The sequence below is a fragment of the Streptomyces fumanus genome, from assembly GCF_014655295.1.
Classification (GTDB): Bacteria; Actinomycetota; Actinomycetes; order Streptomycetales; family Streptomycetaceae; genus Streptomyces; species Streptomyces fumanus.
Genome location: NZ_BNBI01000015.1, coordinates 15,392 through 40,821 on the forward strand (window position 1 = coordinate 15,392; position 25,430 = coordinate 40,821).

Sequence of the window (25,430 nt, forward strand, 5' to 3'; positions counted from 1 at the left end):
GGGCGGACTCTCACCCCTTCTGTTCCACCCGCACCCAGTCCACCTCCGCCTGCACTCCCCCGCCCGCGATGCGGTCCACACTGGACTGGGGCAGGCCCCAGTAGGGGGAGGTGACCTGGTTCCAGCCGGCGGGGTAGGCGCCGCCCAGGGCGAGGTTGAGGATGACGTACTGGTTGTGGTCGAAGACCCACTTGCCGCGGGTCGACTCCAGCTTGTTGCGGGTCGTCTCCTGGACGAGGCGGTCGTCGACGAAGAAGCGCATGGCCGTGGGGGTCCACTCGACCGCGTAGGTGTGCCACTGGTCGACGCGGCCGCCGCCGGGGAAGACCTGGCGGGCGCCGATGTTGCCGTCGGCCGAGTAGCCGGGGCCGTGCAGGGCGCTGCTGGTCCAGTCGGCGTAGCCGATGTTCTCCATGATGTCGGTCTCGCCGGAGGCCGGCCAGGAGACGGACGGGTCGTCGACGTCGCTGCCCAGCAGCCAGAAGGCCGGCCAGAAGCCGTCGCCGACCGGCAGCTTCATCCGCGCGCTCACCCTGCCGTACGTGAAGTCGAACTTGGTGTTGGTGTCGATGCGGCCGGACGTGAAGTCGTAGGTGCCGCCGCCCGCGCGGGTACAGCCCTTGCAGTACTTGGCGCGCAGCACCAGTGCCCCGTTCTCCTGGCGGATGTTCTCCGTGGAGTCGACGTACGCCTGCGCCTCGCCGTTGACCGAACCCATCTCGGTGCCGGTGCGGACCACCCGCCACTTCGAGCGGTCCAGGGCGGAGGAGGTGAAGTCGTCGAAGAAGCGGGTCTGGTACGTGCCCTGCTGGTCGGCCGGCAGGGCCGGGTACGCCGCCGACGCCGAGCCGCCCGTGCCCCAGACCTGGAACTCGTAGAGCGAGTAGCCGAACTGGGCGGTGGCCGGGGCCGGGTTGTAGAAGGAGCGGCGTTCCTTGCCGAGCATCCGGACGTAGCGGCCGGTGACGGGCGCGGGCAGCCGGACGGTGTCGTGGCGGCCGGTCGCCTCGGCCGGGGACTTCACATCGGCGCGGCGGGCGGCGACCTCGGTGGCCGAGGGGCGGTACACGGTGCGCCAGGTGCGGTTGTCGTCGGAGACCTGGAGTTCGTAGTCGACGGCGTACGCGGCCTCCCAGTACAGGTCGACGGTGTCGATGGTGGAGGTGGCGCCCAGGTCGACCGAGACCCAGCGGTCGGCGTTCCAGTCGCTGGCCCAGCGGGTCTGGTCGGCCTTGAGGTCGGCGGGCCAGCCGCCGTCCGTGACGAACGCCGGTGAGTTGCCCGCGTGCTGGTAGAAGTTGGCGTACGCCGGGTGGTTGAGGGCGAGGTTGGCGCGGGTGGTGGAGGCGGGGGCCGGTTCGCCGCCGTACACCTTGAAGGAGTACAGGGAGTAGCCGTACGGGGTCGCCCGCTCGATCCCGCGCATCCGGACGTAGCGGGCCGTGACCTCCTGGGGGTAGGTGTGGGCGGTGACCGAGCCGCCCGTGCCGGCCGTCTCCGTGTAGAACGGGGTCCAGTCCGTACCGTTCCGGGACGCCTCCAGGACGTATCTCTTGCCGTACGCCGCCTCCCAGTCGAGGACCACCCGGTCGACGCGGACGGTCGTGCCCAGGTCGACGCGGAGCCAGGCGCCGTCGGCGAAGTCGCTGGACCAGCGGGTGCCGGCGTTGCCGTCGAAGGCCAGGCCGGGGGCGGTGCCGGCGTTCTCGCTGCCGGAGGCGGTGACGGCGGACGGGTTCGCGGCGTACGCGGAGGCCGCGCGGTCGGTGTCCCAGGCCGCCGCCGCGGCGGCCGGTCGCGCGGCGGCCGGCGGGGTGAACGCGGGCCCGGCGGCCAGCAGGGTCAGGGCCGCGAGGGCGGTGAGGAGAGTGCGGGATGCCATGAGATCTCCTTCGGTGACGGACTGGTGCCTGCGTGAGGTGTGCATGTTGTGTGCATGACAAGATTGGTTCAAGAGGTGGAGGCGATGGGGGTGACGGGGGCGCGGATTCCGGGTCCGCGTCCCCGCCGTCTCACGCCGCCCGGCGCCCCCGCATCCGCTCGTGCTCGCCGATGATCCCGGCGTACCGGCGTCCGCTGCCCTTGATCGTGCGGACCTGGGTCCGGTAGTCCACGTGGACCAGTCCGAACCGCTTGTCGTAGCCGTACGCCCACTCGAAGTTGTCCAGCAGCGACCAGGCGAAGTACCCGGCCAGCGGAGCGCCCCGGCGGGCGGCGGAGGCGCACGCCGCGATGTGCGCCGCCAGGTACTCCGCGCGCTCCGGGTCGTCGACCGTGCCGTCGGGGCGGACCACGTCCGGGAAGGACGAGCCGTTCTCCGTGACGTAGATGCTGCGCGCCCCGTACTCCTCGGTGAGGCGGAGCAGCAGGTCCTCGATGCCGCTCGCGTCGATCTCCCAGTCCATGCCGGTGCGCGGGACGCCCTCGCGCTGGACGGTGCGGACGTACGGCGCCGGGGCTGCCGGGTCGTCGGCGACGGTCTGCGGGAAGTAGTAGTTCAGCCCGGTCCAGTCCAGGCCGGCGCCGATCAGCTCCAGGTCGCCCGGCCGTTCCGGCAGGTCGACGCCGTACAGCTCGCGCATGTCGGCGGGGAAGCCGCGGCCGTGCACCGGGTCCAGCCACCAGCGGTTGGTGTGGCCGTCCATCCGGCGGGCCGCGTCGCGGTCGGCCTCGCGGTCGGAGGCGGCGTGGATGGTGGAGAGGTTGTTGACGATGCCGACCTGGGCGCCGGGGGCGGCGGACCTGATCGCCGCCATCGCCAGGCCGTGGCCGAGCAGGAGGTGGTAGGAGGCGCGGACGGCCGCCGTCAGGTCGGTCCAGCCGGGGGCCATCGTGCCCTCCAGGTGGCCGATCCAGGCCGAGCACAGGGGCTCGTTGAGGGTGGCCCAGTGGGTCACGCGGTCGCCCAGCTTCTCCGCGACGACCGCCGTGTACGCCGCGAAGTGCTCGGCCGTGGCCCGCTCGGGCCAGCCGCCGCGGTCCTGGAGCGCCTGCGGGAGGTCCCAGTGGTAGAGGGTGACGGACGGGGTGATGCCCGCCTCGAGCAGCGCGTCGGTCAACTGGTCGTAGAAGGCCAGCCCCTTGGCGTTGACCTGGCCGTCGCCGCCGGGCACGATCCGCGGCCAGGCGACGGAGAAGCGGTAGGCGTTGGTGCCCAGCCGCCGCATCAGGCCGATGTCCTCGCGCCAGCGGTGGTAGTGGTCGCAGGCGACGTCGCCGTGGTCGTCGCCCGCGATCCGGCCGGGGGTGTGCGAGAAGGTGTCCCAGATCGACGGCGCGCGGCCGTCCTCCGCGACGGCTCCCTCGATCTGGTACGCCGAGGTGGCCGTGCCCCACAGGAAGTCGTGCGGCAGAGCGGCGAGGTCGATGGTCACAGGGGTCCCTTCGGTCGGTGCGGGGCGGGTCATTTGACGGCTCCGGCGGTCAGGCCGGCCACCAGGTAGCGCTGGAGGAGCAGGAAGCCCGCCACCACGGGGACGCTCACCACCAGCGAGGCGGCCATGATCTGGTTCCAGTAGACGTCGTAGAGCGTGGAGTAGCCCTGGAGGCCGACCGCCAGGGTGCGGGTGGTGTCGTTGGTCATCACCGAGGCGAACAGCACCTCGCCCCAGGCGGTCATGAAGGCGTAGACGGCGACCGCGACGATGCCCGGGACCGCGGCCGGGACGACGACCCGGAACAGCGCCTTGAGCGGGCCGCAGCCGTCGACCAGCGCCGCCTCGTCCAGGTCGCGCGGCACCGAGTCGAAGTAGCCGATCAGCATCCAGATGGAGAACGGCAGGGAGAAGGTCAGATAGGTGAGGATCAGACCGCCCCGGGAGCCGAACAGGGCGATGCCCGTGGCGTTGCCGATGTTGACGTAGATCAGGAACAGCGGCAGCAGGAACAGGATGCCGGGGAACATCTGCGTCGACAGGACCGTCACCGTGAACACCCGCTTGCCGCGGAAGTCGTAGCGGCTCACCGCGTACGCCGCGAAGATGGCGATCACCACCGAGCAGACCGTCGCCGCGCCCGCCACGATCAGCGAGTTCACGAAGTACTTCGCCAGCGGGACCGTCGACCAGATGTCGATGTACGGGCGGACGGTCAGGCTGCTGGGCAGCCAGCGGAAGGTGCCCGTCACGTCCGCGAGCGGCTTCAGCGAACTGGAGACCATGACGTAGACGGGGAGCAGGACGAAGGCGGTGAGCAGGGTGAGCACGATCCGCCGGGTCCACAGGAAGGAGCGGGGCGGGGCCATGGGAGAGCGGGCCGTCGTCGGTGGCATGAGTGAGCGGGTGTCAGGCACGGGCGGTCCTCCGTCCGCGTGAGGTGACGGCCAGGTAGACGCCCGTGACGACGAGCAGGAACAGCAGCAGCAGGACGGACATCGCCGAGCCCCGGCCGAAGTTCCAGGTCGCGAAGGACTCCTGGTAGATGTGGACGGAGATCAGGTCGGCGGAGGCCGGCGCGGTCTTGCCGAACAGGACGTACGGGGTGTTGAAGTCGTTGAACGTCCACAGGAACAGCACCAGGACGAGCACCTGGTTGACCGCGCTGAGCGACGGCAGGGTGATCCGGCGGATCTGCTGCCAGGTGCCGGCGCCGTCCAGGGCGGCGGCCTCGTACAGGTCCTTGGGGATGTTCTGCAGGCCGGCCATGACGATGAGGAAGGCGAACGGCCAGCCCTTCCACACCGAGACGGTGAGCAGCGCGACGAACGCGTTGTCGCCCAGCAGCCAGAACGACGGCTTGTCGGTGAGGCCGAGCTGGTCGTGCAGGACGTGGTTCACCAGGCCGTTGTCGTGCTGGAACATGAAGACCCAGGTGATGACGGCCGCGTACACGGGCAGCGCGTACGGCACCAGGAACAGGGCGCGCAGCAGGCCCCGGCCGCGGAAGGTGTCCTGCATGCAGACGGCGGCGGCGGTGCCGATCAGCCAGCACAGGGCGACCGAGAGGACGGTGAAGCCGACGGTGACGAAGAAGGAGCGCAGCAGTTCCTCGCCGACCGGGCCGTCGAAGTCGACCGAGACCCGGTAGTTGCCGAGGCCGGACCAGGGGGCGGCGCCCCAGTCGCGGATGAAGTACTGGGTCAGCTCCTTGAAGCTCATCACCACGCCGATGACCATCGGCGCCAGGTGGACGAGGAGTTCGAAGAGCAGGGCGGGCAGGAGCAGCAGATAGGGCAGGGCGGTGCGGCGGAGCCGGCCGGGGCGGCGGCGCGGGCCGCCCGGCACCGGGCCGGCGGGCGAGCCGTCGCGCGGCGCCCGCCGTCCGGTGGTCACGGGTGCGGTGGTGGTCATGGTGGTCAGGCCGCCGGCATCTGCGACTGGGCCTTCTCCAGCTTGGCCTTCACCGACGCCTCGGTGACCGCGCGCCCGGCGGCGGCGTCGGCGTACAGCTCCTTGATCGCCGTACCGACGGCCGTCTCGAACTGGGACTCGGCCGGGACCTGCGGCAGCGCGACCGCGCTCTTGGTGAGGGTGTCCTTCAGCACGGCGTTGGCCGGGGTGTTGAACGCGGGGTCGGACTGGGCGGCGGCGACCGGCGGGATGGAGCTGTACGCCTTGTTGAGGATCTTCTGCTCCTCGTCGCTGGTCATGAACTTCACGAACTCGGTGGCGCCGTCGAGGTTGCCGGTGTTCTTGAAGACGGCCAGGTTGATGCCGGCGACCATGGAGTTGACGTTGGCGCCGCCGCCAGGCGTGCCCGAGCGCACCGGGACGGGGGCGATGCCGTAGTCGTCCTCGTCCATGCCCTGGGAGGTGAGGTTGGCGGCGGCGGACTGCCACAGCAGCATCGCGGTCTTGCCCTTGGCGAAGTCGCTGACGGACTGGTTCTGGGCGTACTCGGCGTTGCCCGGCGCGATGATCTTGTCCTTGGCCATGAGGTCGACGTAGTCCTTGACGGCGGTCACGGCCCCGGCGTTGGTGAAGTCGGGCTTGCCGTCGGCGGTGAAGAAGTCGGCGCCGTGCTGCTTGGCGAAGATGTAGGCGTGGTGGATGTTCTCGGAGGGGTTCGACCCCTCGGTGCCCAGGCCCCACTTGCCGTTCTTCGACAGCTTCTTGCCCGCCGCGACCAGCTCGTCCCAGGTGACCGGCGGCTTGCTGATCCCGGCGTCGGCGAACATCTTCTTGTTGTAGTAGAGGGCGTACGCCATGGAGTACAGCGGCACCGCGGCCGGGTCCTGGCCGCGCACGCCGGTCGAGCCGAGGGCGGACGGCACGAAGCGGTCCTTGCCGCCGATCTTGCCGAAGTTCTCGGCGTCCCAGGGCAGTAGAGCGCCGGTGGCCTGGAGCGAGGCGCTCCAGGTGTTGCCGATGTTGAGGACGTCGGGGCCCTGTCCGGACGTGGTCGCGGTGAGGATGCGGTTGAGCAGGTCGGACCAGGGCACGACCTCCAGCTTCACCTCGATGCCGGTCTGCTTCTCGAACTTGTCGAGTTCGGGCTGGAGCACCTTCTTGTCGATCTCGACGCTGGCGCCCTGGTTGGAGGCCCAGTACGTCAGGGTCTTCGGCGAGTCCGAGGACCCGCCGCCCGTGGGTGAACCGCCGCCGCAGGCCGAGGCGGCGAGGGCGAGAGACAGGGTGACGGCGCCTGTGGCCGCGGCTCGGATGCTGCGCATGGCTCCTGGGGTCCCTTCGGGGAGCACGCCCGCTGACGACGCACTCACGGCTTAATTTAGGACGTGAGTTAAACCGTGAAGGTCTGACCCGTCAAGGGTTTGGACGGGCTTCGTGGAACTCGGTCACGCCTCTTGACGACCGCGTTAGGACGCTGAAGCATTCGGCGGCGAGAGAGCGCTCCCTCATCCCCCACCGTTCACTTCCTGAACACCCCGACAGGAGAGCCGCCGATGTCCTCCCTCCCCACACCCGGTGCCGCCGCTCCCGGACGCAGAGCCGTGCTGGGTGCCGCCGCCGCTGCCGCCCCGCTGCTCGCGGGGCTGGCGTCCGCCCCCGCCTCGGCCTCCCCCGCCGCGGCCGGCCCGGCACCGAAGCGGAAGCCGCGGCTGCGGGCCGCGCTGCCCGGCGGCGGCGACCTCGGCCCGAACGTCATCGTGTTCGACCCGGCCACGCCCGGCATCCAGGCCAAGCTGGACGAGATCTTCCGGCAGCAGGAGTCGGCCCAGTTCGGCACCGGCCGCTACCAACTGCTGTTCAAGCCGGGCACGTACCACGGCCTCAACGCCCAGATCGGGTTCTACACCTCCATCTCCGGTCTCGGCCTCTCCCCCGACGACACCACCATCAACGGGGACGTGACGGTCGACGCCGGCTGGTTCAACGGCAACGCCACGCAGAACTTCTGGCGTTCGGCGGAGAACCTCGCCGTGGTGCCGGTCAACGGCACCAACCGGTGGGCGGTCTCCCAGGCGGCCCCGTTCCGCCGGATGCACGTCCGCGGCGGCCTCAACCTCGCGCCCGACGGCTACGGCTGGGCCAGCGGCGGCTACATCGCCGACAGCCGGATCGACGGCCAGGTGGGCCCGTACTCCCAGCAGCAGTGGTACACCCGGGACAGCGCGGTCGGCGGCTGGCTCAACGCCGTGTGGAACATGGTCTTCTCCGGTGTCGAGGGCGCCCCCGCGACCAGCTTCCCCAACCCGCCGTACACCACCCTGAACACCACGCCGGTCTCCCGCGAGAAGCCGTTCCTGTACCTCAGCGGCGGGCAGTACCGGGTCTTCCTGCCGGAGAAGCGGACCGACGCCCGCGGGGTCTCCTGGGGCAGCGGCACCCCGCGCGGCACCTCGCTGCCGCTGACCCAGTTCTACGTCGCCCGGCCCGGGGTCTCGGCCGCCACCCTCAACCAGGCGCTCTCCGAGGGGCTGCACCTGCTGCTGACGCCGGGCATCTACCACCTGGACCGGCCGATCCAGGTCAACCGCGCCAACACCGTGGTCCTCGGCCTCGGCTACGCCACCCTCATCCCCGACAACGGCGTCACCGCGCTCAAGGTCGCCGACGTGGACGGCGTACGGCTGGCCGGCTTCCTCATCGACGCCGGACCGGTCAACTCCCCCACCCTGCTGGAGGTCGGCCCGCAGGGCGCCTGGCGGGACCACTCGGCCAACCCGACCACCGTGCAGGACGTGTTCGTGCGGATCGGCGGCGCGGGCGCCGGCAAGGCCACCACCAGCATGGTGATCAACAGCCGGCACACCATCGTCGACCACACCTGGATCTGGCGCGCCGACCACGGCCAGGGCGTCGGCTGGGAGACCAACCGCGCCGACTACGGCCTCGTCGTCAACGGCGACGACGTGCTGATCACCGGCCTGTTCGTCGAGCACTTCAACAAGTACGACGTGCAGTGGAACGGCCAGCGCGGCCGCACGATCTTCTTCCAGAACGAGAAGGCGTACGACGCCCCCAACCAGGCCGCCGTCCAGAACGGCTCGGTCAAGGGCTACGCCGCGTACAAGGTCGGCGACCAGGTCACCGAGCACGAGGGCTGGGGCCTGGGCTCCTACTGCTACTACAACGTCGACCCGACCATCGTCCAGCACCACGGCTTCGCCGCCCCCAACCGGCCCGGCGTCCGCTTCCACAGCCTGCTCGTCGTCTCCCTCGGCGGCAACGGGCAGTACGAGCGGGTCATCAACGACACGGGCGCACCGACGTCCGGCACCTCCACGGTGCCGTCGACGGTGGTGTCGTACCCGTGACGCACGGCCGGCCCCTCGTGGGAGGGACCGGCCGTCCCCGGTCCGTGGCCGGCCCCACCTCCCCGGGGCCGGCCACCGGTCTGTGCAAGGCGGGCGGTCGGGACTGGGGTTGCGGCCGAGGGCGCGACCCCTACCCGGCTCGGACGGCCGGCGCCGGTGTCGGCGTCGGCGTCGGTGCCGGTGCCGGTGCGTAGCCGGTGGGCCGGGCCGTGAAGGTGCCGCGGCCCTGGGTGCGGCCGCGCAACCGGGTCGCGTAGCCGAACAGCTCGGCCAGCGGCACGGTGGCCGTCACCACGGCCGCGCCCGCCCGGGTCCGGGAGCCGGTCACCCGGCCCCGCCGGGCGGCGAGATCACCGAGCACCCCGCCGACCGTGTCCTCGGGCACGGTGACCGTGACCTCGACGACCGGTTCCAGCAGCACCATCGCGCAGGCGCGCAGGGCGTCCCGGAGGCCGAGCCGCCCGGCGGTGCGGAAAGCGGTGTCCGAGGAGTCCTTCACATGCGTCTGCCCGTCGGTGAGCGTGACCCGGACCCCGGTGACCGGATGCCCGCCGAGCGGCCCCTCGGCGAGCGCCTCCCGGCAGCCGGCCTCGACGGCCCGGACGTACTCCTGCGGCACCCGCCCGCCGGTCACGGCCGACACGAAGACGAAGCCCTCCCCTTCCCCGGGTTCCCCGGGTCCCCCGGGTTTCTCGGGTTCCTCGGGCCCGAGCGGCGCGACATCGAGGACGACGTGGGCGAACTGCCCCGCGCCGCCGTCCTGTTTGACGTGCCGGTACCCGAAGCCGGACACCCCCGTGCCGACCGTCTCGCGGTACGCCACCCCCGGCCGACCGACGCTGATCTCCACGCCGTGCTCCCGGCGGACCCGTTCGGCCGCGACCTCCAGGTGCAGCTCGCCCATGCCGGACAGCAGCGTCTGGCCGGTCTCCGGGTCGGTCCGCACCACCAGCGAGGGGTCCTCCTCGGCGAGCCGGGCCAGGGCCGACGCCAGCCTGCCGGTGTCGGTGGACCGGCGGGCCTCGACGGCGACGTGCACGACGGGTTCGGCCGTGCCGGGCGGCTCCAGCACCAGCGGGGCGTCCGGGGCGCACAGGGTGGCGCCGGGCCGGGTGCCCTTCAGGCCGACGACGGCGACGATGTCCCCGGCGACCGCGCGCTCCAGCGGGTCGTGCCGGTCGGCCCGTACCCGCAGGATCCGGCCGATCCGCTCACCGCGCCCGGTGGTGGCGTCCCACACCGTGTCTCCCTTCTCCATGGTTCCCGAGTACACCCGCAGGAAGGTCAGCCGTCCCGTGGCGGTGGCCTGCACCTTGAACGCCAGGGCCGCGAGCGGGGCGTCCGGATCGGCGGCCCGCTCCCGCTCCTCGCCGTGGTGGGTGCCGCGTACGGGCGGCACGTCGAGCGGGGAGGGCAGATACGCCACCACCGCGTCGAGGAGTGGTTCGACACCGCGGTCGCGGTACGCCGATCCGCACAGCACCACGACACCGTCGCCGGAGCGGGTCAGGTCGCGCAGGGCGGCGGTGAGCGTGCCGTCGCCGAGGGTCCCGCGGTCGCAGTACTCCTCCAGCGCGGCCGGGTGCCGTTCGGCGACGGCCTCCTCCAGCAGGTGCCGGCGCCGCGCGGCCTCCGCTCGCAACTCCTCCGGCACCGGCCCCCGCTCGGCCGCCTCCGCCCCGTCCGCCCAGGTCAGCGCCCGCATCCGGACGAGATCGACGACACCGGTGAAACCGCCCTCCGCACCGATCGGAAGCTGCACGACCAGCGGCGCGGGGTGCAGCCTCCGGCGGATCGAGTCCACGGCGGCGTCCAGGTCGGCGCCGGCCCGGTCCATCTTGTTGACGAACGCGATCCGCGGCACACCGTGCCGGTCCGCCTGCCGCCACACCGACTCGCTCTGCGGCTCGACGCCCGCGACGGCGTCGAACACCGCGACCGCGCCGTCCAGGACCCGCAGCGACCGCTCCACCTCGTCGGCGAAGTCGACGTGCCCCGGGGTGTCGATCAGATTGATCCGGTGACTGTCCCAGGCACAGGTCACCGCGGCGGCGAAGATGGTGATGCCGCGGTCGCGTTCCTGCGGGTCGAAGTCGGTGACCGCCGTGCCGTCGTGGACCTCGCCGCGCTTGTGCGTGACACCGGTCGCGTAGAGGATCCGCTCGGTGACGGTGGTCTTGCCGGCGTCGACATGGGCGAGGATGCCCAGATTGCGGACGGTGGCGGGAGTGTGGGTGCGCATGGCCCCTGGCCTTCCGGGTGTTCTCCGAACAGGACGGCGCGATTCCCGGACACGGGCAACCGACGGTACGTCGGTGAGTGCGGACCGACTCCGCGTCAGTTGCGGCCCGGTACGGACCTCCGATGCCGGCCGCGCAGCGGGCACCGGACGTACCGAGACACGAGGATCACCTCGTAACGGGACGAGGGGACGACGACGGCGACGCGCTCCCGCACGGCCCTCTCCCCTCACTCGTCCCGGTGTCGTGGCGAGTGTAGGAAGCGGGCGGGGCGGAGCGCACGGGGTTTTGCCACCGCCGGGCGGCGGGACGCGCACGCGGCGGGCGGGAGGGCGGGCGCGCAACCCGGATGGTGTAGTCGTTGAGATCGAACTTGGCCTTGCTCTTCTTGTTGAACGTGAGCTTCTTCCTGGCTGGGTCGTCGAAGTGGGCGCGCATCAGGCTGTCGAGCAGGTTGGCAGCGAGCGCCTGGGCCGGATTGTTGTGTCCGTCCCGCAGGGCAGCCACGCAATCGAGAGCAAAGCCCCGCGACTCCTGTAGGTCGGGGTGGTGAACGCTGTCGATCACGGCGTTGCAGTGGGTGACGATGCCCTTCCAGCGCCGCCCGATGATGCGGCGGCGTTCAACGGCGTCGGGCGCGTCCAAGAGAGCTCGCACGACCTTCGGCCCCGGCACCCACATCAGAGGTATGCCCTCTTCAAGAAGCATCTGCTCGAACTCCTCGATAGGCGGCATCGCGTCGTGGAGGTTCGGCGGGTAAATGCGCTCCTTCAAGGAATCGAGCCCTTCGAAGACGCCCGCCCAGTACTCCCGAAGGTGTTCGTGCAGCGGTGCGAAGGTCTCACGAAGCATGGCGTTCACGCCTGACGCCTCAACCAGTTGTCTGCCGATCGTCTCGCTGATCTGCGTCATCGGCGCGTACGTCTGGATCACTGGTCGAACCATGTCGGCGAAGATGCTGCGGTAGTAGTCCGTCAGCGGCTGGAACGCGCGAGCCAAGCCGAAAGGGTCGACCGGCCCCGGCTCAGAACCCTCTTAGGGCTCATCAACCTCGTTGCTCATGGCCAAATCGTGGCACGCGGCTGATCGTGGGAGCGACCGATTACTTCGGTTCGTCCACCTTGCACCGCGGCGCCGTCTAGATCCGCTCGACCTCCGGCAGCCGCCGGCGTGGGCTTGATGCCCGGCGACCAGACGGGCCAGGCCGGTCGACGGTGTTGCTCGCGATCACTCATCGGGCGTGAACGTCTCTTGCGTGCCGTCGGCTCGGGTGATGGCGATTTTCACCGTCTCGGTGACGTGCACGGTGTCGCTGACGCCAACGAACACTTCGTTGAGGAAGCGGAACATGTAATCGGTGCGCGTGCTGTTTTTGTCCAAGTGGACGGTTCTGATGTTCTCGGCAGTCGCAACCTTGGTCGCACCCTCCTGGAGTCCGAGCGGACTCACGATGATGCCGCCCACAGCGCCGGTGTCGATGATGCTGTAGGCCAAGTGCGCCATCTGCCCTTGAGTCTGCTTCTTCTTCGTGTAACGGCGGCACTCGATAATTATGAATCCTTCGCCGCCAATGGTGAACCCCTTGCCGTCGATCGCCCACTCAGTACCCGAGCGCTCGCCGATGACCTTCTGTTCATCCTCGACACGCTCAAGACCCAGCTTGTCGGCCACCTGGTCGAGAAGGTAGACAGCTACCTCTTCGTACGACGCCCAACGTTTGTCAGAGCTCGCCATCTCTACCTCCTTGCGCCAACACCCCTTGCCGTAGTGCTTCAAAACATACTCTTCAAGTGCGTCATCGAGAATCTACTAAGGCTTGCGGTGCTCGATATACTTGAGGTCTCCGACCATCTGAACGTGACGAATACATAGAAATGACACGGTTAACGGCCTGGTGGTGTCCACTGGCGTTATGTGGATGTGTGAGCCGCCCTCAACCGTCCCAGTTGGAAAGATCAGCCGCCGTGACATGCCTGCGTATCAGTCAAGGTCACATCCAGTACGAGTCGTTCATATCTGGATATGGCGCTAGGTCTGACTTAACGATCCGCAGCTCGCGACTCTGCTTTTCCCATTCGTCCACTCGTCCTCGAGCGCGATTCAAGGCGTCGCATTGAGCACTCGACAAGTAGAAGCTCAACGACTTCACCGCATCCCAAGCTTCGTTGCACTCCTTGATGTTAAGCGGCTCCGCCGAAGAAGCCACCAGATAGCGTTCAACAGCATTCGTCACGATCTGCTTTTCGATGCGTGGATGCAGTTGCGGCAGAATATTTATTACACCATCCGAGCTGTAGACGATTACGATCGCTGGGGGCCGCTCACTGTCGAGGTACCGCACGGCATTGTTGAAGCGACTGCCTCGAGCTGGATCCCCTCGACCATGGGCAGTGCCATCGAGGATCACACCGATTGCATGGCATAGGCCCTGTGGGTCAACCAGGATTGCACCATCCATGTCCGTAAGCTGAGTCAATAGTTTCGTGCTGAGCCGGGTCGGTTCGATAGACCATGATTGCGGCGATAGGCGCTCAGCTTCACCGGCAGCATCCCCCGAAATGATCAGCATCGCTCCATGTCTATGGCTGCCTGCGGCTTGTGCAGCTTCCCTCAGCGCAGCCTGATCAGCCTCAGGGAACAAACGACTGACGATATCTTTCAAGTACTCTTCGTCAAGCAGAGGCGTCGGCAAACGCGGGATGCCGTCCCGCACAATCAATAGCGCGTTACCTGCGTGCGAGAACTCCCAGACACCCCGTGCGGTGAAGCGAACCGCGAACACCGTCTCGCTCTCTGCGTCATAGTCCGGCTTCACCACTCCAAGTCCATAGACGTTTTCGCCATCTGACAGCAGGTCTGATTGAGATCCGCTGGCCTCTAGAAGCTTTCGTACGGCCGGCACGTTACGCATCTCAACCGGGTGCTTCAGCCTAAGAAACACTTCAATAGTTGGATCGTCCTCCTGGGCGATGACAAGTCGCCCAGCCCCCGGCCGCCCCTCGTACGGAAGCGCCGAGAGGCCACTCATCAGCAAGTGGTTCTCACTACCAAACCAGAAACCAGCGCAGTACAGCATGGAGCGGACCATCGCTTCGGTGGCGCCCCTTACAATCTCGTCCACGCTGTCTGGCAAAGAAGCCGAGCCAGTATCAGGGATATAGAGAACTCGAGCTGAACGTCTCAAGATCTCGCGAATCACAGCATGCACGAGCGACCGGTCCACATGGAAGCGATCACGTTGCTCTGTCTTGATCTGGGGAGCCCTTGCAAGAGCCGTCTTATCAACACTGATAACCGTGTGTACTTCATAGTCGTCCACTCGAACCGATTCACCCGCAAAGAATTGCCGCCCTTGCTCGCGTGGCATGGCCTCAAAGGCTTCTTCGAGTGCTTTTGCGCGCATCCTGTCACGTAGCTCCTGATGACGCTGTTCATGCACGTGAGCAACGCTGTGGATCATGTCGCGATCTGGATGACTTGCGTACAACTCGACAGCCCGCCGCCGCACATGTGCCAAATCGGCAGGAACATAGGGGCCATCTTCAGGCTCAATACATACATCAAACTCATGTTCACCAGCAGCCTTGAAGCCGACGAGCACTACTTCAGGATCCCCAGCAAAGCCGATTGCTTCAAGGGCCATCTCGGCGCGTACCTTCACCGAGATTCTGAAGTGGGGCTGATAGGCCCACATGAACTGTTTAATGGAACGTCCTTCCCTCATCACCTATGCGCTCCTCAATAAGGCACAGCCGCCTCCGCTGGCCCCAGTTTCTTGCAACTTCATCGTCATGCGCCTCTTACGAAAAGTCTGGCCGCCTCCGCGAAGTCATCTGCTAGATGCTTCTTATCCCGCTCTGAAAATTCCAGCTCGCCCTTGCTGTCGCGGTCAGTCCAATAACGCCCCTTGAGTCGTCTTGCCGGGCTGCCAGACACATCAAACACTGTTGAGCCATGATGAATCCGACTGCGGTGCTCGACACGCAAATCTGGCTTGTTGAGGTACATGTAGGTGAGAATCACCGACCCATCGACCTCGGACACCTCGCCCAGAGCGGACGTGGACCTCGACTCGTCAGTTAGCAATTTGACGGTGACCAGCGACGCGGTCTGATGCACCACAAGGTAGACAGTCTTTGGAGGCGGGTTGCTGTTAGTTGCCGGATCCACCCAGAAGGACGTGAGGGTACCTTTCCAGGTGCCTCGGAGGCTACGCGGAATGCCCATCCCCGGGATTCGTTGGATCCAAGGGAGTCGCCACAGCCAGAAATCCCATACGTTGAACATCACCGTGCACACAAAGACGGCAGTCGAGAAGAGCTTGAGCATGCTCCAATCCGGCTTCCCTTCGTGCACCCATGCGCTAACCAAGAAGATACCGACGACGACCCCGATGATGACACGAATGGCAATCGTTTTTTTCATGAGGCGTATCCCAGATAGTTCCAAGCAGCTTTCACAAAGTCACGCCCGTCCTGGCGGTTCCAGTCTTGAGCGCTGTGGAAGAGATACTTGCATTCGCTCACCTCTAGCCATCGCTCCGATTCGACAGAGGGCTCATCCCCCTCAAGCTCCTTCCAGACGTGCAAGATGATTCCCTCGACCGTCTTTGTCCAAGTCGGCGCAAGAAAAACGCTGTCAGGACAATTGTACACAAGGCATTCAACAAAGAAGGAGGGAACCTCTCGATGGACACCTTTTGCGACCATCACGTTCTCGACTCGCTTCATGATCCGGACGGCCTTTTTGTAATACTGTTTCGTACGGGTGTTCTTTGCCCGGCCGTTCTCTAGCTGCTGCTTCGGGTAGTTCACTAGAGAGTTGCCGTTCTTCTTGAAGACCTTTGCGCCCTCCCGGTAATTACCGGACGAGAAGTAGTACCGGTAGTCGAAGCAAGGCACGACATCGGCGTCCACCCTCGCACTGCCGGAGTGGATGCGGAATGCCGTCGATCCCGAGGAGTCGACTTGACCAGGAAACTTTGCTTCGAGCGCGGTCTCAAGCTCCGAGCGCAGTTTCGCCGGGGTCCAAAATCCGGTGTAGGACCCGCTGGGCGGATGTGCTCCCTCAGTCGCCTCGTCCCAGTACACCGCCTCACCGCACTGTACAGCGATATCAACATCGCTATCCGCCTTGACGTTTGTGTTGTTTGCGTAGGAACCTTTGGCGTAAACGCTGAGGTCGCATCCGTTAAACGCGACGTGCGCCTTAATGGCCTCGCGAATCATCCGCTCTGTACGGTCTTGCTTGTCCTGCTCTGTTGCGCTGGAAGGCCCAGTCCAGCCACCCAGCTTTTCTTCCAGCGTCATTTAGACTCCCCGTTAATTCCTCAAATTATAAGCCGTTATTCCATTAAGTCCAATAGTCGTCAATGTCTCCGCCATTGGGCATGCCTGTACGCATAAGCGCCCGACCAACGGCGGGTGGTCAGGCGCTCTAAGGCCTGATTCTACGACGCTCAGCCGTCCACCACGAGAGTTACCAACAACCCGTGCTGGTGCGGTACGACGTCGTGCGACACGATGCGCCCGCGGCCGATCGCCTCAGCAAGCTGCTGGTGCTCCTGCATCAGCGCGGTTGGCTCCAGGTCGAGGACCGTGACGCCATGCTTCTTGCCGGGCCTCCAGCCGCCCCAGTTCCAGATCACCAGTCGTTGCGCCATGCGGCCATCCGCGAGCAGGTCATGACGGCGCTCGTGCAGCGCCAGCAAGCCGGCCAAGCCGAGGTGAAGCGACAAAAGCAGCGACGGCAGGACCTCCGTAACGCACAGCTCAAGCTGATTGAGATGCGCTACGCCGACGCCATCCCGCTCGACCTGCTGAAGTCGGCAGGAACGCATCAACCGCGAGCTGGCCGCAGCCCAGGAGATCATCGACCGCTACTCAACAGAGATGGACTCCGTACTGAGCGTGATCGAGGAGGTGCTACTACTGTGCGCCAACGCTCACCGGCTGTACCGGAGCGCACCACCGGCTGTGCGGCGACAGCCTGACCTAGCCGTCTTCGCCCGCCTCCTGATCGTTGACGACTAAGTGCAGGGCGCGGACCTCACCAGTGGGTTTGCCCATCTGTTGATGCCCAACCCTAGCGTGCAGCGCCCGTACGGCAGCCTGCCTCCTGACACACAGAACCCCGGTCCCAACCGGGACCGGGGTTCAAACGACCCTACTTTGGTGTCCGAGGGGGGACTTGAACCCCCACGCCCGTTAAAGGGCACTAGCACCTCAAGCTAGCGCGTCTGCCATTCCGCCACCCGGACTAGGTGTCTGTCGGCCGTCGGGGGTGTTCCCCGTGGCGACGAAGACAACCATACCAAGGTTTCGCAGTGCCTTTCACCTGCGTTTCCCTGCCCTGGGCGGGGGGCGGGACGGTGGGTGAGCGGGTGGTTACGGCGTGAGCCGCCGGTCGGGGAAAGGGTCCGCCACCGGGCGCTGCCCGGCCGGGGCCCGGCGGCCGAAAGTGACGCATGCCCCCTGGACACCACTCACGGGATGCGGGATAACAGGCTCCATACAGTATTCGTCGACTGTATGCAATCTACCGCGAGTCTACTGCGAGAGCGCTCCCACCCCTCCCCCGAAGGGACAGGACTTCGCCATGCCCGACGACACCCAGGACGTCATCTCCGGCGGCCACCTCGTGGCCAAGGCACTCAAGGCCGAGGGCGTCGACCGCGTCTACACCCTGTGCGGCGGTCACATCATCGACATCTACGACGGCTGTGTGGACGAGGGCATCGAGGTCGTCGACGTCCGCCACGAGCAGGTCGCCGCGCACGCCGCCGACGGGTACGCCCGGGTCACCGGCAGGCCCGGCTGCGCGGTCGTCACCGCCGGACCCGGCACCACCGACGCCGTCACCGGGGTCGCCAACGCCTTCCGGGCGGAGTCGCCGATGCTGCTGATCGGCGGGCAGGGCGCCCTCGGCCAGCACAGGATGGGCTCGCTCCAAGACCTGCCGCACGTCGACATGATGACGCCGATCACCAAGTTCGCGGCGACCGTGCCGGCCACCGCCCGCGTCGCCGACATGGTGTCGATGGCGTTCCGCGAGTGCTTCCACGGCGCCCCCGGCCCCTCCTTCCTGGAGATCCCCCGCGATGTCCTGGACGCCAAGGTGCCGGTGGCCTCGGCGCGGGTGCCCGCGGCCGGTGCCTACCGGGCCTCGACCCGCTCGGCCGGTGACCCGGAGGCGGTCGAGGACCTCGCCGACCTGCTGGTGCACGCCGAGAAGCCGGCCATCCTGCTCGGCAGCCAGGTGTGGACCACCCGCGGCACCGCGGCCGCCGTCGACCTGGTCCGCGCCCTGGACCTCCCCGCCTACATGAACGGCGCGGGACGCGGCACCCTGCCGCCGGGCGACCCGCACCACTTCCAGCTCTCGCGTCGGTACGCCTTCTCGCACGCCGACGTGATCGTCGTCGTCGGCACGCCCTTCGACTTCCGCATGGGCTACGGCAAGCGGCTCTCCCCGGACGCGACGGTGGTCCAGATCGACCTCGACTACCGCACCGTCGGCAAGAACCGCGACATCGGCCTCGGTATCGTCGGCGACCCGGGGCTGGTGCTGCGGTCGGTGGCCGAGGCGGCCTCCGGCCGGATCGACGTCGGCGCGTCGAAGCGGAAGGAGTGGCTCGACGAGCTGCGCGCCGCCGAGCAGGCCGCGCTCGACAAGCGACTGCCGCAGCTCAGGTCGGACGCCTCCCCCATCCACCCGTACCGGCTGGTCAGCGAGATCAACGACTTCCTCACCGAGGACTCGGTCTACATCGGCGACGGCGGCGACATCGTCACCTTCTCCGGTCAGGTCGTGCAGCCCAAGGCGCCGGGCCACTGGATGGACCCGGGACCGCTCGGCACGCTCGGTGTCGGCATCCCCTTCGTGCTGGCCGCCAAGCAGGCGCGGCCGGACAAGGAGGTCGTCGCCCTCTTCGGCGACGGCGCCTTCTCGCTCACCGGCTGGGACTTCGAGACCCTCGTCCGCTACGACCTCCCCTTCGTCGGCGTCATCGGCAACAACTCCTCCATGAACCAGATCCGCTACGGCCAGGCCGCCAAGTACGGCAAGGAGCGCGAGCGGGTCGGCAACACCCTCGGCGACGTGCCCTACGACCAGTTCGCACGGATGCTCGGCGGTCACGGCGAGGAGGTCCGCGACCCCGCCGACATCGGCCCCGCGCTCCGCCGGGCCCGCGAGTCCGGCAAACCGTCGCTGATCAACGTCTGGGTCGACCCGGACGCGTACGCCCCCGGAACCATGAACCAGACGATGTACAAGTGAGGTGGAACGCCCATGACGGCCAAGGCTCTTGAGGGCATCCGCGTGCTGGACATGACGCACGTGCAGTCCGGTCCCTCCGCGACCCAGTTGCTCGCCTGGCTCGGCGCGGACGTGGTCAAGCTGGAGGCGCCGGCCGGTGACATCACGCGCAGGCAGTTGCGCGACCTCCCGGACGTCGACTCCCTCTACTTCACGATGCTCAACTGCAACAAGCGGAGCATCACCCTCAACACCAAGACCGAGCGCGGCAAGCACCTGCTCACCGAGCTGATCCGGCGCTCCGACGTCCTGGTCGAGAACTTCGGGCCGGGCGCGGTGGACCGGATGGGTTTCACCTGGGACCGCGTCAAGGAGATCAATCCACGGATCGTCTACGCCTCCATCAAGGGGTTCGGCGAAGGCCCGTACACCGGCTTCAAGGCGTACGAGGTCGTCGCGCAGGCCATGGGCGGGTCGATGTCGACCACCGGTTTCCAGGACGGGCCGCCGCTGGCGACGGGGGCCCAGATCGGGGACTCGGGCACGGGCGTCCACGCCGTGGCGGGCATCCTCGCCGCCCTGTACCAGCGGGAGCGCACCGGGCGCGGACAGCGGGTGAACGTGGCCATGCAGCACGCGGTGCTCAACCTCTGCCGGGTGAAGCTGCGCGACCAGCAGCGCCTGAGCCATGGTCCACTCGCCGAATATCCCAACGAGGACTTCGGCGACGAGGTTCCCCGCTCCGGGAACGCCTCCGGCGGCGGGCAGCCCGGCTGGGCGGTCAGGTGCGCGCCGGGCGGCCCCAACGACTACGTGTACGTGATCGTGCAGCCGGTCGGCTGGCGGCCGCTGACCGAGCTGATCGGCCGGCCCGAGCTGGCCGCCGACCCCGAGTGGGCGACGCCGGAGGCCCGGCTGCCGAAGCTGGGCAAGATGTTCCAGTTGATCGAGGAGTGGTCGGCCACGCTGCCCAAGTGGGAGGTGCTGGAGCGGCTGAACGCGCACGCCATCCCGTGCGGGCCGATCCTGTCCACCCGGGAGATCATCGAGGACGAGTCGCTGGCCGCCAACGGGATGATCGTGCGCGTTCCGCACCCCGAGCGCGGCGAGTTCGTGACCGTCGGCAGCCCGCTGAAGCTCTCCGACTCCCCCGTGGAGGTCGGCAGTCCGCCCCTGCTGGGCGAGCACAACGAGGAGATCTACGCCGGCGAGCTGGGGCTCGGCGACGAGGAACTGCGCCTGCTCGAGTCGGACGGGGTGATCTGACGTGGTGGCCGACGACCGGGTGACGCGGGTCCGCGCGGTGCTGGACGCCGTGCGCGCCGGGGGACGGACCGCGCTGACCGCCCCCGAGGGCAAGCTGCTCGCCGAGGCGTACGGGATCGCCGTACCCGGCGAGGCGGTGGCGGGCGATGCCGAGGAGGCGGTGGCGTGCGCCGCGCGGTTCGGCGGGCCCGTGGTGATGAAGATCGTGTCGCCGGACATCCTCCACAAGACCGACGCCGGCGGTGTGGTCGTCGGCGTCGAGGGGGCGGCGGACGTCCGGGCCGCGTTCCACCGGATCGTGGCGGACGCGCGGGCGTACGCCCCCGGCGCCCGGATCGAGGGCGTGCAGATCCAGGAGCTGCTGCCGCCGGGGCAGGAGCTGATCGTCGGGGCGGTGACCGATCCGACGTTCGGGAAGGTGGTGGCGTTCGGGCTCGGCGGGGTGCTGGTGGAGGTGCTCAAGGACGTCACGTTCCGGCTGGCGCCCGTGGACGCCGAGGAGGCGCTGTCCATGCTGGACTCCGTGCGGGCGGCCGAGGTGCTGCGCGGGGTGCGCGGACGGGCGGCGGTGGACCGGGCGGCGGTGGCCGAGCAGATCCGGCGGGTCTCCGAACTGGTCACCGACTTCCCGGAGATCGCCGAGGTGGACCTCAACCCGGTGATCGCCACCGCGGACGGCGCGGTGGCGGCCGACATCCGGGTGCTCCTGGCCACCGGGACGCCCAAGGAGCGGCGCCGCTACACGCGCGCGGAGATCCTCGCCTCGATGCGCCGCCTGATGCAGCCGACGTCGGTGGCCGTGATCGGCGCCTCCAACGAGACCGGCAAGATCGGCAACTCGGTGATGCGCAACCTGGTCGACGGCGGCTTCGCCGGGGAGATCCACCCGGTCAACCCCAGGGCCGACGACATCCTGGGTCACAAGGCGTACAAGAGTGTCACCGACGTGCCCGGTGAGGTGGACGTGGCGGTCTTCGCGATCCCCGCGCGGTTCGTGGCCGCGGCACTGGAGGAAGTGGGCCGCAAGAGGATCCCGAACGCCGTGCTGATCCCCTCCGGGTTCGCGGAGACCGGCGAACACGCCCTCCAGGACGAAGTCGTGGCCGTCGCCGAGCGGTACGGCGTCCGGCTGCTGGGGCCGAACATCTACGGCTACTACTCGACCTGGCAGGACCTGTGCGCCACCTTCTGCACCCCGTACGACGTCAAGGGCGGCGTGGCGCTGACCTCCCAGTCGGGCGGCATCGGGATGGCCGTCCTGGGCTTCGCCCGCACCACGAAGACGGGCGTGTCGGCCATCGTCGGGCTGGGCAACAAGGCCGACCTGGACGAGGACGACCTGCTGACCTGGTTCGGCGAGGACCCGCACACCGAGTGCGTCGCGATGCACCTGGAGGACCTCAAGGACGGCCGGGCCTTCGTGGCCGCCGCACGGGCGACGGTGCCGAGGAAACCGGTCGTGGTCCTCAAGGCGGGCCGTACGGCCGCGGGCGCCCGGGCCGCCGGGTCGCACACCGGGGCGCTGGCCGGGGACGACGCCGTGTACGACGACATCCTGCGGCAGGCCGGTGTCATCCGGGCGCCCGGCCTGAACGACATGCTGGAGTACGCGCGCGCGTTGCCGGTGCTTCCCGCCCCCCGGGGCGACAACGTGGTGATCATCACCGGGGCCGGCGGCAGCGGGGTGCTGCTGTCCGACGCGGTGACGGACCACGGGCTGTCCCTGATGGAGATCCCGCCCGACCTGGACGCGGCCTTCCGGGAGTTCATCCCGCCCTTCGGCGCGGCGGGCAACCCGGTGGACATCACCGGGGGCGAGCCGCCGGCCACGTACGAGGCGACGATCCGGCTGGGGCTGGCGGACCCGCGCGTCCACGCGCTGGTGCTCGGCTACTGGCACACCATCGTCACCCCTCCCATGGTGTTCGCCGAACTCACCGCGCGCGTGGTGGCCGAGTTCCGCGCACGCGGCGTGGAGAAGCCCGTGGTGGCCTCCCTGGCGGGTGACGTGGAGGTCGAGGAGGCGGGCCAGTACCTCTTCGAGCGGGGCGTGGTGGCCTACCCCTACACGACCGAGAAACCGGTCGCCGTGCTCGGCGCCAAGTACCGCTGGGCGCGGGCGGCGGGGCTCCTCGGGGGGCGGTGCACCAGGTGAACGGGCGCGGGGCCGGCCGACGGTGCGCGTCGGCCGGCCCCGGGACCCGCGCGCACGAAAGGCAGGGGACGGGGGGCGCCGACCGGAGCTTTCGACCGCAAGGGGTGCTGAACGACATGACAACGACCGGCATATCGACATCCGTCCCCTACCGGGAGGTGACGGATCACCACGGCCGCGTGTACCGGATCGGCGAGTCCGACACCGACATCATGGGCCGCCCCCGCAAGTGGATGGTCATCCTGCCCTGGGTCGGCATGATGGGCATCAGTTCCGCCGAGTACGCGTTCACCTCGGCGGAGGACACCCTGCACGAGGCGCACCTGTGGAGCAGCGGGCACATCTTCTGGCTGATGGGCGTCTGGGTGTTCTTCCAGGCGGCCGTGGCCTTCCCGGCCGGGCGGCTGCGCGAGAGCGGCCGGCTCCCCGCGCGGTCGGCGATGCTGATCGGCGCGGTGGGCACCCTGTCGGGGTACGTCTCCCTGGCGTACGCGCCGCATGTCGCCGTCGCCTACCTCGGCTTCGGCATGTGCAGCGGCATCGGCGCCGGTCTGGTCTACGCGACGTGCGTGAACATGGTCGGCAAGTGGTATCCGGAGCGCAAGGGCGGCAAGACCGGCTTCGTCAACGGCGGCTTCGCCTACGGCTCGGTGCCGTTCGTGTTCCTGTTCACCTCGTATATGGACCTGGGCAACTACGAGACGGTGCTGGTCTGCGCGGGCGTCGGGCTCTGCCTGCTGGTCGCCTCGGCGGGCTGGTTCTTCCGGGACCCGCCGAAGAACTGGTGGCCCGCGCACATCGACCCGCTGCGGCGGACCGACGACCCGAAGATCCGCCGGGCGCTGGCCAAGAACCCGCCGGCGGTCAAGCAGTACACCCCCGGGGAGGCCGCGCGCACACCCGTGCTGTGGATGATGTGGTTCTGCCTGCTGTGCACGGCCGGCATCAACATCTTCGGCATCGCCTTCCAGGTGCCGTTCGGCAAGGACATGGGCTTCGCCGGCGGGATCGTGGCGACGGCGATGTCCCTGAAGGCGATCGTCAACGGCACCGGACGCGGCGTCATCGGCTGGATCTCCGACCGGTGCGGCCGCCGCGCCACCCTGATCATCGTCTGCCTGGTGCTGGGCGCCGCCCAGTTCGGGGTGCTGGTCTCCGGACGGCTCGGCAGCATGCCGTTCTTCCTGTTCTGCTCCATGGTCTCCGGCTTCGGCGGCGGCGCGATCTTCCCGCTGTTCGCGGCGATGACGGCGGACTACTTCGGGGAGAACAACAACGCGACCAACTACGGCATGGTCTACAGCTCGAAGCTGATCTCCGGGCTCGTCGGTTCCGGCCTGGGCGCGGTCGTCGTCGGCGCCTGGGACTACGACGGTGCGTTCGAGCTGGCCGGTTCGATCGGGCTGGCCTCCGCGGGGCTGGCGCTGTTCCTGAAGGCACCGGGCAGGCCCGATGTGAAGCGCGTCGTGCCCAACCCGCACCCGCTCGGCGAGGAGACGGCCTGATACGACGGCGGCGCCGCGGACGGCGCGACGGGGCGGCCCCTCCCGCGAGGTACGGGAGGGGCCGCCCCGTCGCCGCGCCGCCCCGTCGCCGCGCCGGTCCGGTCGGCCGTGCGGGTCCGGTAGGCCGTGCCGGTCAGCGGTGGCGCTTGCGCAGGGCCGCCAGGTTGTCGTAGCTGATCTTGGCCTCGCGCAGCGACTGCGCGGGGTCGGTGGCGCTCGGGGAGTTGTCGTCCTCGATCATCGGGTTGTGGTAGTTGCGGTGCCCGACCCGGGAGAAGAACGTCGTGTAGTCGATGACGCCGGTCCCGAAGGGAACCATCTCGTAGCCCATGCCGTTGGTGGTGCTGACGACGCCGTCCTTGGCGTGGAACAGCGGGTAGCGCTTGTCGTGCCGGGCCACCAGGCCGGCCGGGTCGAAGACGTTCCTGCGGGTGGAGCCGTCGTGAGCCGTGTAGGTGTGGAACTTGTACTGGGCCACGTGCGCCCAGAAGATGTCCATCTCCAGCCACACCAGCCGGGGGTCGGTGACCTTCAGGAAGTACTCCAGCTTGCGGATGCCGGAGCTGCGGGTGGGCCGTCCCTGGGCGTCCAGCGGGCCGCCGTCGAGGAGGAAGCCGTAGGCCGCGTCGTGGTTGTGGGTGTAGAGCTTGATGCCCTCGCGGCGGGCGATCTCGCCGAGGGCGTTCCACTTGTCGGCGGCCACGTCCCAGTCGGCCCGGTAGGAGCTGCCGGTGGGGTCGCCGCCGGTGCCCATGTGGGCCATGCCGAGGATGTTGGCGATCTCCAGGTGCTTCTTGAAGGTGTCCAGGTCGGCGCTGGTCAGCGGCCAGGACGACGGGATGAAGCCGTGGTTGCCCTGGGCGCGCAGCCCGTACTCGTCCAGCCAGGAGCGCAGCAGCTTGGCACCGGCGACCGACTCCAGACTGGCCCCGCCGGGCGCGTTGGCGTGCTGGTTGTAGCCCGCGAACTCGACCTGCCGGTAGCCGTGCCGGGCGAGTTGCTTGAAGACCTCGCGGAAGCCGGAGGGCAGGTCGCTGGCGAGCGGGTCGCGGGCGGTGGCGTCCCGGACGGTGTAGAGGATGATGCCGCGCTTGTCCGCGGGGACCAGGACGTCACCGCCGTGCCCGTGTCCGTGGCCGTGGCCGTGTCCTCTGCCCCGGTCCTGGTCGTGGGCCAGGGCGGGTGAGGCGCCGAAGACGGGGGCCGCGACGGCGGCGCCGGCGACGGCGGTGCAGGTGGTCAGGAACCGGCGGCGGCCGACGCCGAGGCTGCGGCGCAGCGCCTCGTCGGGGCCGTCGGCCGTGGGGGCGTCGGTGCCTGTGGTGCGGGGGAACAGGGTCACGGGTGCC

At 68.5% G+C, this 25,430-nt stretch carries 18 protein-coding genes and 1 tRNA gene; 5 read left to right on the forward strand and 14 right to left on the reverse strand.

Going from position 1 to position 25,430, the window contains the following annotated elements; all coding sequences use genetic code 11:
* Positions 1-10 precede the first annotated feature (10 nt).
* The 5 genes from IE316_RS28720 to IE316_RS28740 all read right to left on the reverse strand — a co-directional run bounded on the left by IE316_RS28720 (position 11) and on the right by IE316_RS28740 (position 6,610).
* Positions 11-1,882, reverse strand: coding sequence for a discoidin domain-containing protein (locus tag IE316_RS28720; RefSeq protein ID WP_190207445.1), 1,872 nt, complete (start codon positions 1,880-1,882; stop codon positions 11-13).
* A gap of 130 nt (positions 1,883-2,012) precedes the next feature.
* A complete protein-coding gene (locus tag IE316_RS28725; RefSeq protein ID WP_190207446.1) occupies positions 2,013-3,407 on the reverse strand; it encodes a GH1 family beta-glucosidase in 1,395 nt (464 codons plus the stop codon).
* The gene (locus IE316_RS28730) at positions 3,404-4,243 is read right to left on the reverse strand and encodes a carbohydrate ABC transporter permease (RefSeq protein ID WP_190207564.1); all 840 of its coding nucleotides are present in this window, start codon (positions 4,241-4,243) and stop codon (positions 3,404-3,406) included. The genes IE316_RS28725 and IE316_RS28730 overlap by 4 nt, the downstream gene beginning before the upstream one ends.
* Positions 4,244-4,283: 40 nt before the next feature.
* Positions 4,284-5,288, reverse strand: a complete 1,005-nt coding sequence (locus IE316_RS28735; protein ID WP_190207447.1) for a carbohydrate ABC transporter permease — start codon at positions 5,286-5,288, stop codon at positions 4,284-4,286.
* 5 nt (positions 5,289-5,293) lie between these two features.
* On the reverse strand, positions 5,294-6,610 hold the full coding sequence (locus tag IE316_RS28740) for an ABC transporter substrate-binding protein (RefSeq protein WP_190207448.1): 1,317 nt from the start codon (positions 6,608-6,610) through the stop codon (positions 5,294-5,296).
* A gap of 231 nt (positions 6,611-6,841) precedes the next feature.
* Here IE316_RS28740 and IE316_RS28745 point away from each other — a divergent pair, with 231 nt between their 5' ends.
* On the forward strand, positions 6,842-8,656 hold the full coding sequence (locus tag IE316_RS28745) for a pectate lyase-like domain-containing protein (RefSeq protein ID WP_190207449.1): 1,815 nt from the start codon (positions 6,842-6,844) through the stop codon (positions 8,654-8,656).
* A 130-nt stretch (positions 8,657-8,786) separates the two neighbouring features.
* Here IE316_RS28745 and fusA read toward each other — a convergent pair whose 3' ends face one another.
* The 8 genes from fusA to IE316_RS28785 form a co-directional block, all read right to left on the reverse strand.
* Positions 8,787-10,898: an elongation factor G gene (gene fusA / locus IE316_RS28750; RefSeq protein ID WP_190207450.1), complete on the reverse strand. Its 2,112-nt coding sequence runs from the start codon at positions 10,896-10,898 to the stop codon at positions 8,787-8,789.
* A 166-nt stretch (positions 10,899-11,064) separates the two neighbouring features.
* Positions 11,065-11,895, reverse strand: coding sequence for a hypothetical protein (locus IE316_RS28755; RefSeq protein ID WP_190207451.1), 831 nt, complete (start codon positions 11,893-11,895; stop codon positions 11,065-11,067).
* A 228-nt stretch (positions 11,896-12,123) separates the two neighbouring features.
* The gene (locus IE316_RS28760; protein WP_190207452.1) at positions 12,124-12,630 is read right to left on the reverse strand and encodes a hypothetical protein; all 507 of its coding nucleotides are present in this window, start codon (positions 12,628-12,630) and stop codon (positions 12,124-12,126) included.
* A 256-nt stretch (positions 12,631-12,886) separates the two neighbouring features.
* The gene (locus tag IE316_RS28765; RefSeq protein ID WP_190207453.1) at positions 12,887-14,620 is read right to left on the reverse strand and encodes an anti-phage protein; all 1,734 of its coding nucleotides are present in this window, start codon (positions 14,618-14,620) and stop codon (positions 12,887-12,889) included.
* Positions 14,621-14,685: 65 nt separating this feature from the next.
* Positions 14,686-15,321, reverse strand: a complete 636-nt coding sequence (locus IE316_RS28770) for a Cap15 family cyclic dinucleotide receptor domain-containing protein (protein ID WP_190207454.1) — start codon at positions 15,319-15,321, stop codon at positions 14,686-14,688.
* Complete coding sequence (locus IE316_RS28775) at positions 15,318-16,205, reverse strand: nucleotidyltransferase domain-containing protein (protein WP_190207455.1); 888 nt, start codon at positions 16,203-16,205, stop codon at positions 15,318-15,320. The genes IE316_RS28770 and IE316_RS28775 overlap by 4 nt, the downstream gene beginning before the upstream one ends.
* A 149-nt stretch (positions 16,206-16,354) precedes the next feature.
* Positions 16,355-16,768 carry a hypothetical protein gene (locus tag IE316_RS28780; RefSeq protein ID WP_190207456.1) on the reverse strand — a complete coding sequence of 138 codons (414 nt, stop codon included), beginning with the start codon at positions 16,766-16,768 and terminating at the stop codon, positions 16,355-16,357.
* A 299-nt stretch (positions 16,769-17,067) separates the two neighbouring features.
* Positions 17,068-17,155 (reverse strand) — tRNA-Leu (locus IE316_RS28785).
* A 338-nt stretch (positions 17,156-17,493) separates the two neighbouring features.
* Between IE316_RS28785 and IE316_RS28790 the strand changes: the two genes are divergently transcribed.
* The 4 genes from IE316_RS28790 to IE316_RS28805 all read left to right on the forward strand — a co-directional run bounded on the left by IE316_RS28790 (position 17,494) and on the right by IE316_RS28805 (position 24,081).
* On the forward strand, positions 17,494-19,176 hold the full coding sequence (locus IE316_RS28790) for a thiamine pyrophosphate-binding protein (protein ID WP_190207457.1): 1,683 nt from the start codon (positions 17,494-17,496) through the stop codon (positions 19,174-19,176).
* A gap of 12 nt (positions 19,177-19,188) precedes the next feature.
* On the forward strand, positions 19,189-20,421 hold the full coding sequence (gene frc / locus IE316_RS28795; protein ID WP_190207458.1) for a formyl-CoA transferase: 1,233 nt from the start codon (positions 19,189-19,191) through the stop codon (positions 20,419-20,421).
* A 4-nt stretch (positions 20,422-20,425) separates the two neighbouring features.
* Positions 20,426-22,576: an acetate--CoA ligase family protein gene (locus tag IE316_RS28800; protein WP_190207565.1), complete on the forward strand. Its 2,151-nt coding sequence runs from the start codon at positions 20,426-20,428 to the stop codon at positions 22,574-22,576.
* Positions 22,577-22,692: 116 nt separating this feature from the next.
* A complete protein-coding gene (locus IE316_RS28805) occupies positions 22,693-24,081 on the forward strand; it encodes an OFA family MFS transporter (protein ID WP_190207459.1) in 1,389 nt (462 codons plus the stop codon).
* 133 nt (positions 24,082-24,214) lie between these two features.
* On the opposite strand, the gene IE316_RS28810 is transcribed toward IE316_RS28805, so the two are convergent.
* Positions 24,215-25,423 carry a sugar phosphate isomerase/epimerase family protein gene (locus IE316_RS28810; RefSeq protein ID WP_229910596.1) on the reverse strand — a complete coding sequence of 403 codons (1,209 nt, stop codon included), beginning with the start codon at positions 25,421-25,423 and terminating at the stop codon, positions 24,215-24,217.
* Between the last annotated feature and the right edge of the window lie 7 nt (positions 25,424-25,430).

Coding starts and splice junctions, on each gene's coding strand:
- IE316_RS28720 (WP_190207445.1), bottom strand. CDS start 1,882: ATGGCATCCCGCACTCTCCTCACCGCCCTCGCGGCCCTGACCCTGCTG.
- IE316_RS28725 (WP_190207446.1), bottom strand. CDS start 3,407: ATGACCCGCCCCGCACCGACCGAAGGGACCCCTGTGACCATCGACCTC.
- IE316_RS28730 (WP_190207564.1), bottom strand. CDS start 4,243: ATGGCCCCGCCCCGCTCCTTCCTGTGGACCCGGCGGATCGTGCTCACC.
- IE316_RS28735 (WP_190207447.1), bottom strand. CDS start 5,288: ATGACCACCACCGCACCCGTGACCACCGGACGGCGGGCGCCGCGCGAC.
- IE316_RS28740 (WP_190207448.1), bottom strand. CDS start 6,610: ATGCGCAGCATCCGAGCCGCGGCCACAGGCGCCGTCACCCTGTCTCTC.
- IE316_RS28745 (WP_190207449.1), top strand. CDS start 6,842: ATGTCCTCCCTCCCCACACCCGGTGCCGCCGCTCCCGGACGCAGAGCC.
- fusA (WP_190207450.1), bottom strand. CDS start 10,898: ATGCGCACCCACACTCCCGCCACCGTCCGCAATCTGGGCATCCTCGCC.
- IE316_RS28760 (WP_190207452.1), bottom strand. CDS start 12,630: ATGGCGAGCTCTGACAAACGTTGGGCGTCGTACGAAGAGGTAGCTGTC.
- IE316_RS28765 (WP_190207453.1), bottom strand. CDS start 14,620: ATGAGGGAAGGACGTTCCATTAAACAGTTCATGTGGGCCTATCAGCCC.
- IE316_RS28770 (WP_190207454.1), bottom strand. CDS start 15,321: ATGAAAAAAACGATTGCCATTCGTGTCATCATCGGGGTCGTCGTCGGT.
- IE316_RS28775 (WP_190207455.1), bottom strand. CDS start 16,205: ATGACGCTGGAAGAAAAGCTGGGTGGCTGGACTGGGCCTTCCAGCGCA.
- IE316_RS28780 (WP_190207456.1), bottom strand. CDS start 16,768: ATGATCTCCTGGGCTGCGGCCAGCTCGCGGTTGATGCGTTCCTGCCGA.
- IE316_RS28790 (WP_190207457.1), top strand. CDS start 17,494: ATGCCCGACGACACCCAGGACGTCATCTCCGGCGGCCACCTCGTGGCC.
- frc (WP_190207458.1), top strand. CDS start 19,189: ATGACGGCCAAGGCTCTTGAGGGCATCCGCGTGCTGGACATGACGCAC.
- IE316_RS28805 (WP_190207459.1), top strand. CDS start 22,693: ATGACAACGACCGGCATATCGACATCCGTCCCCTACCGGGAGGTGACG.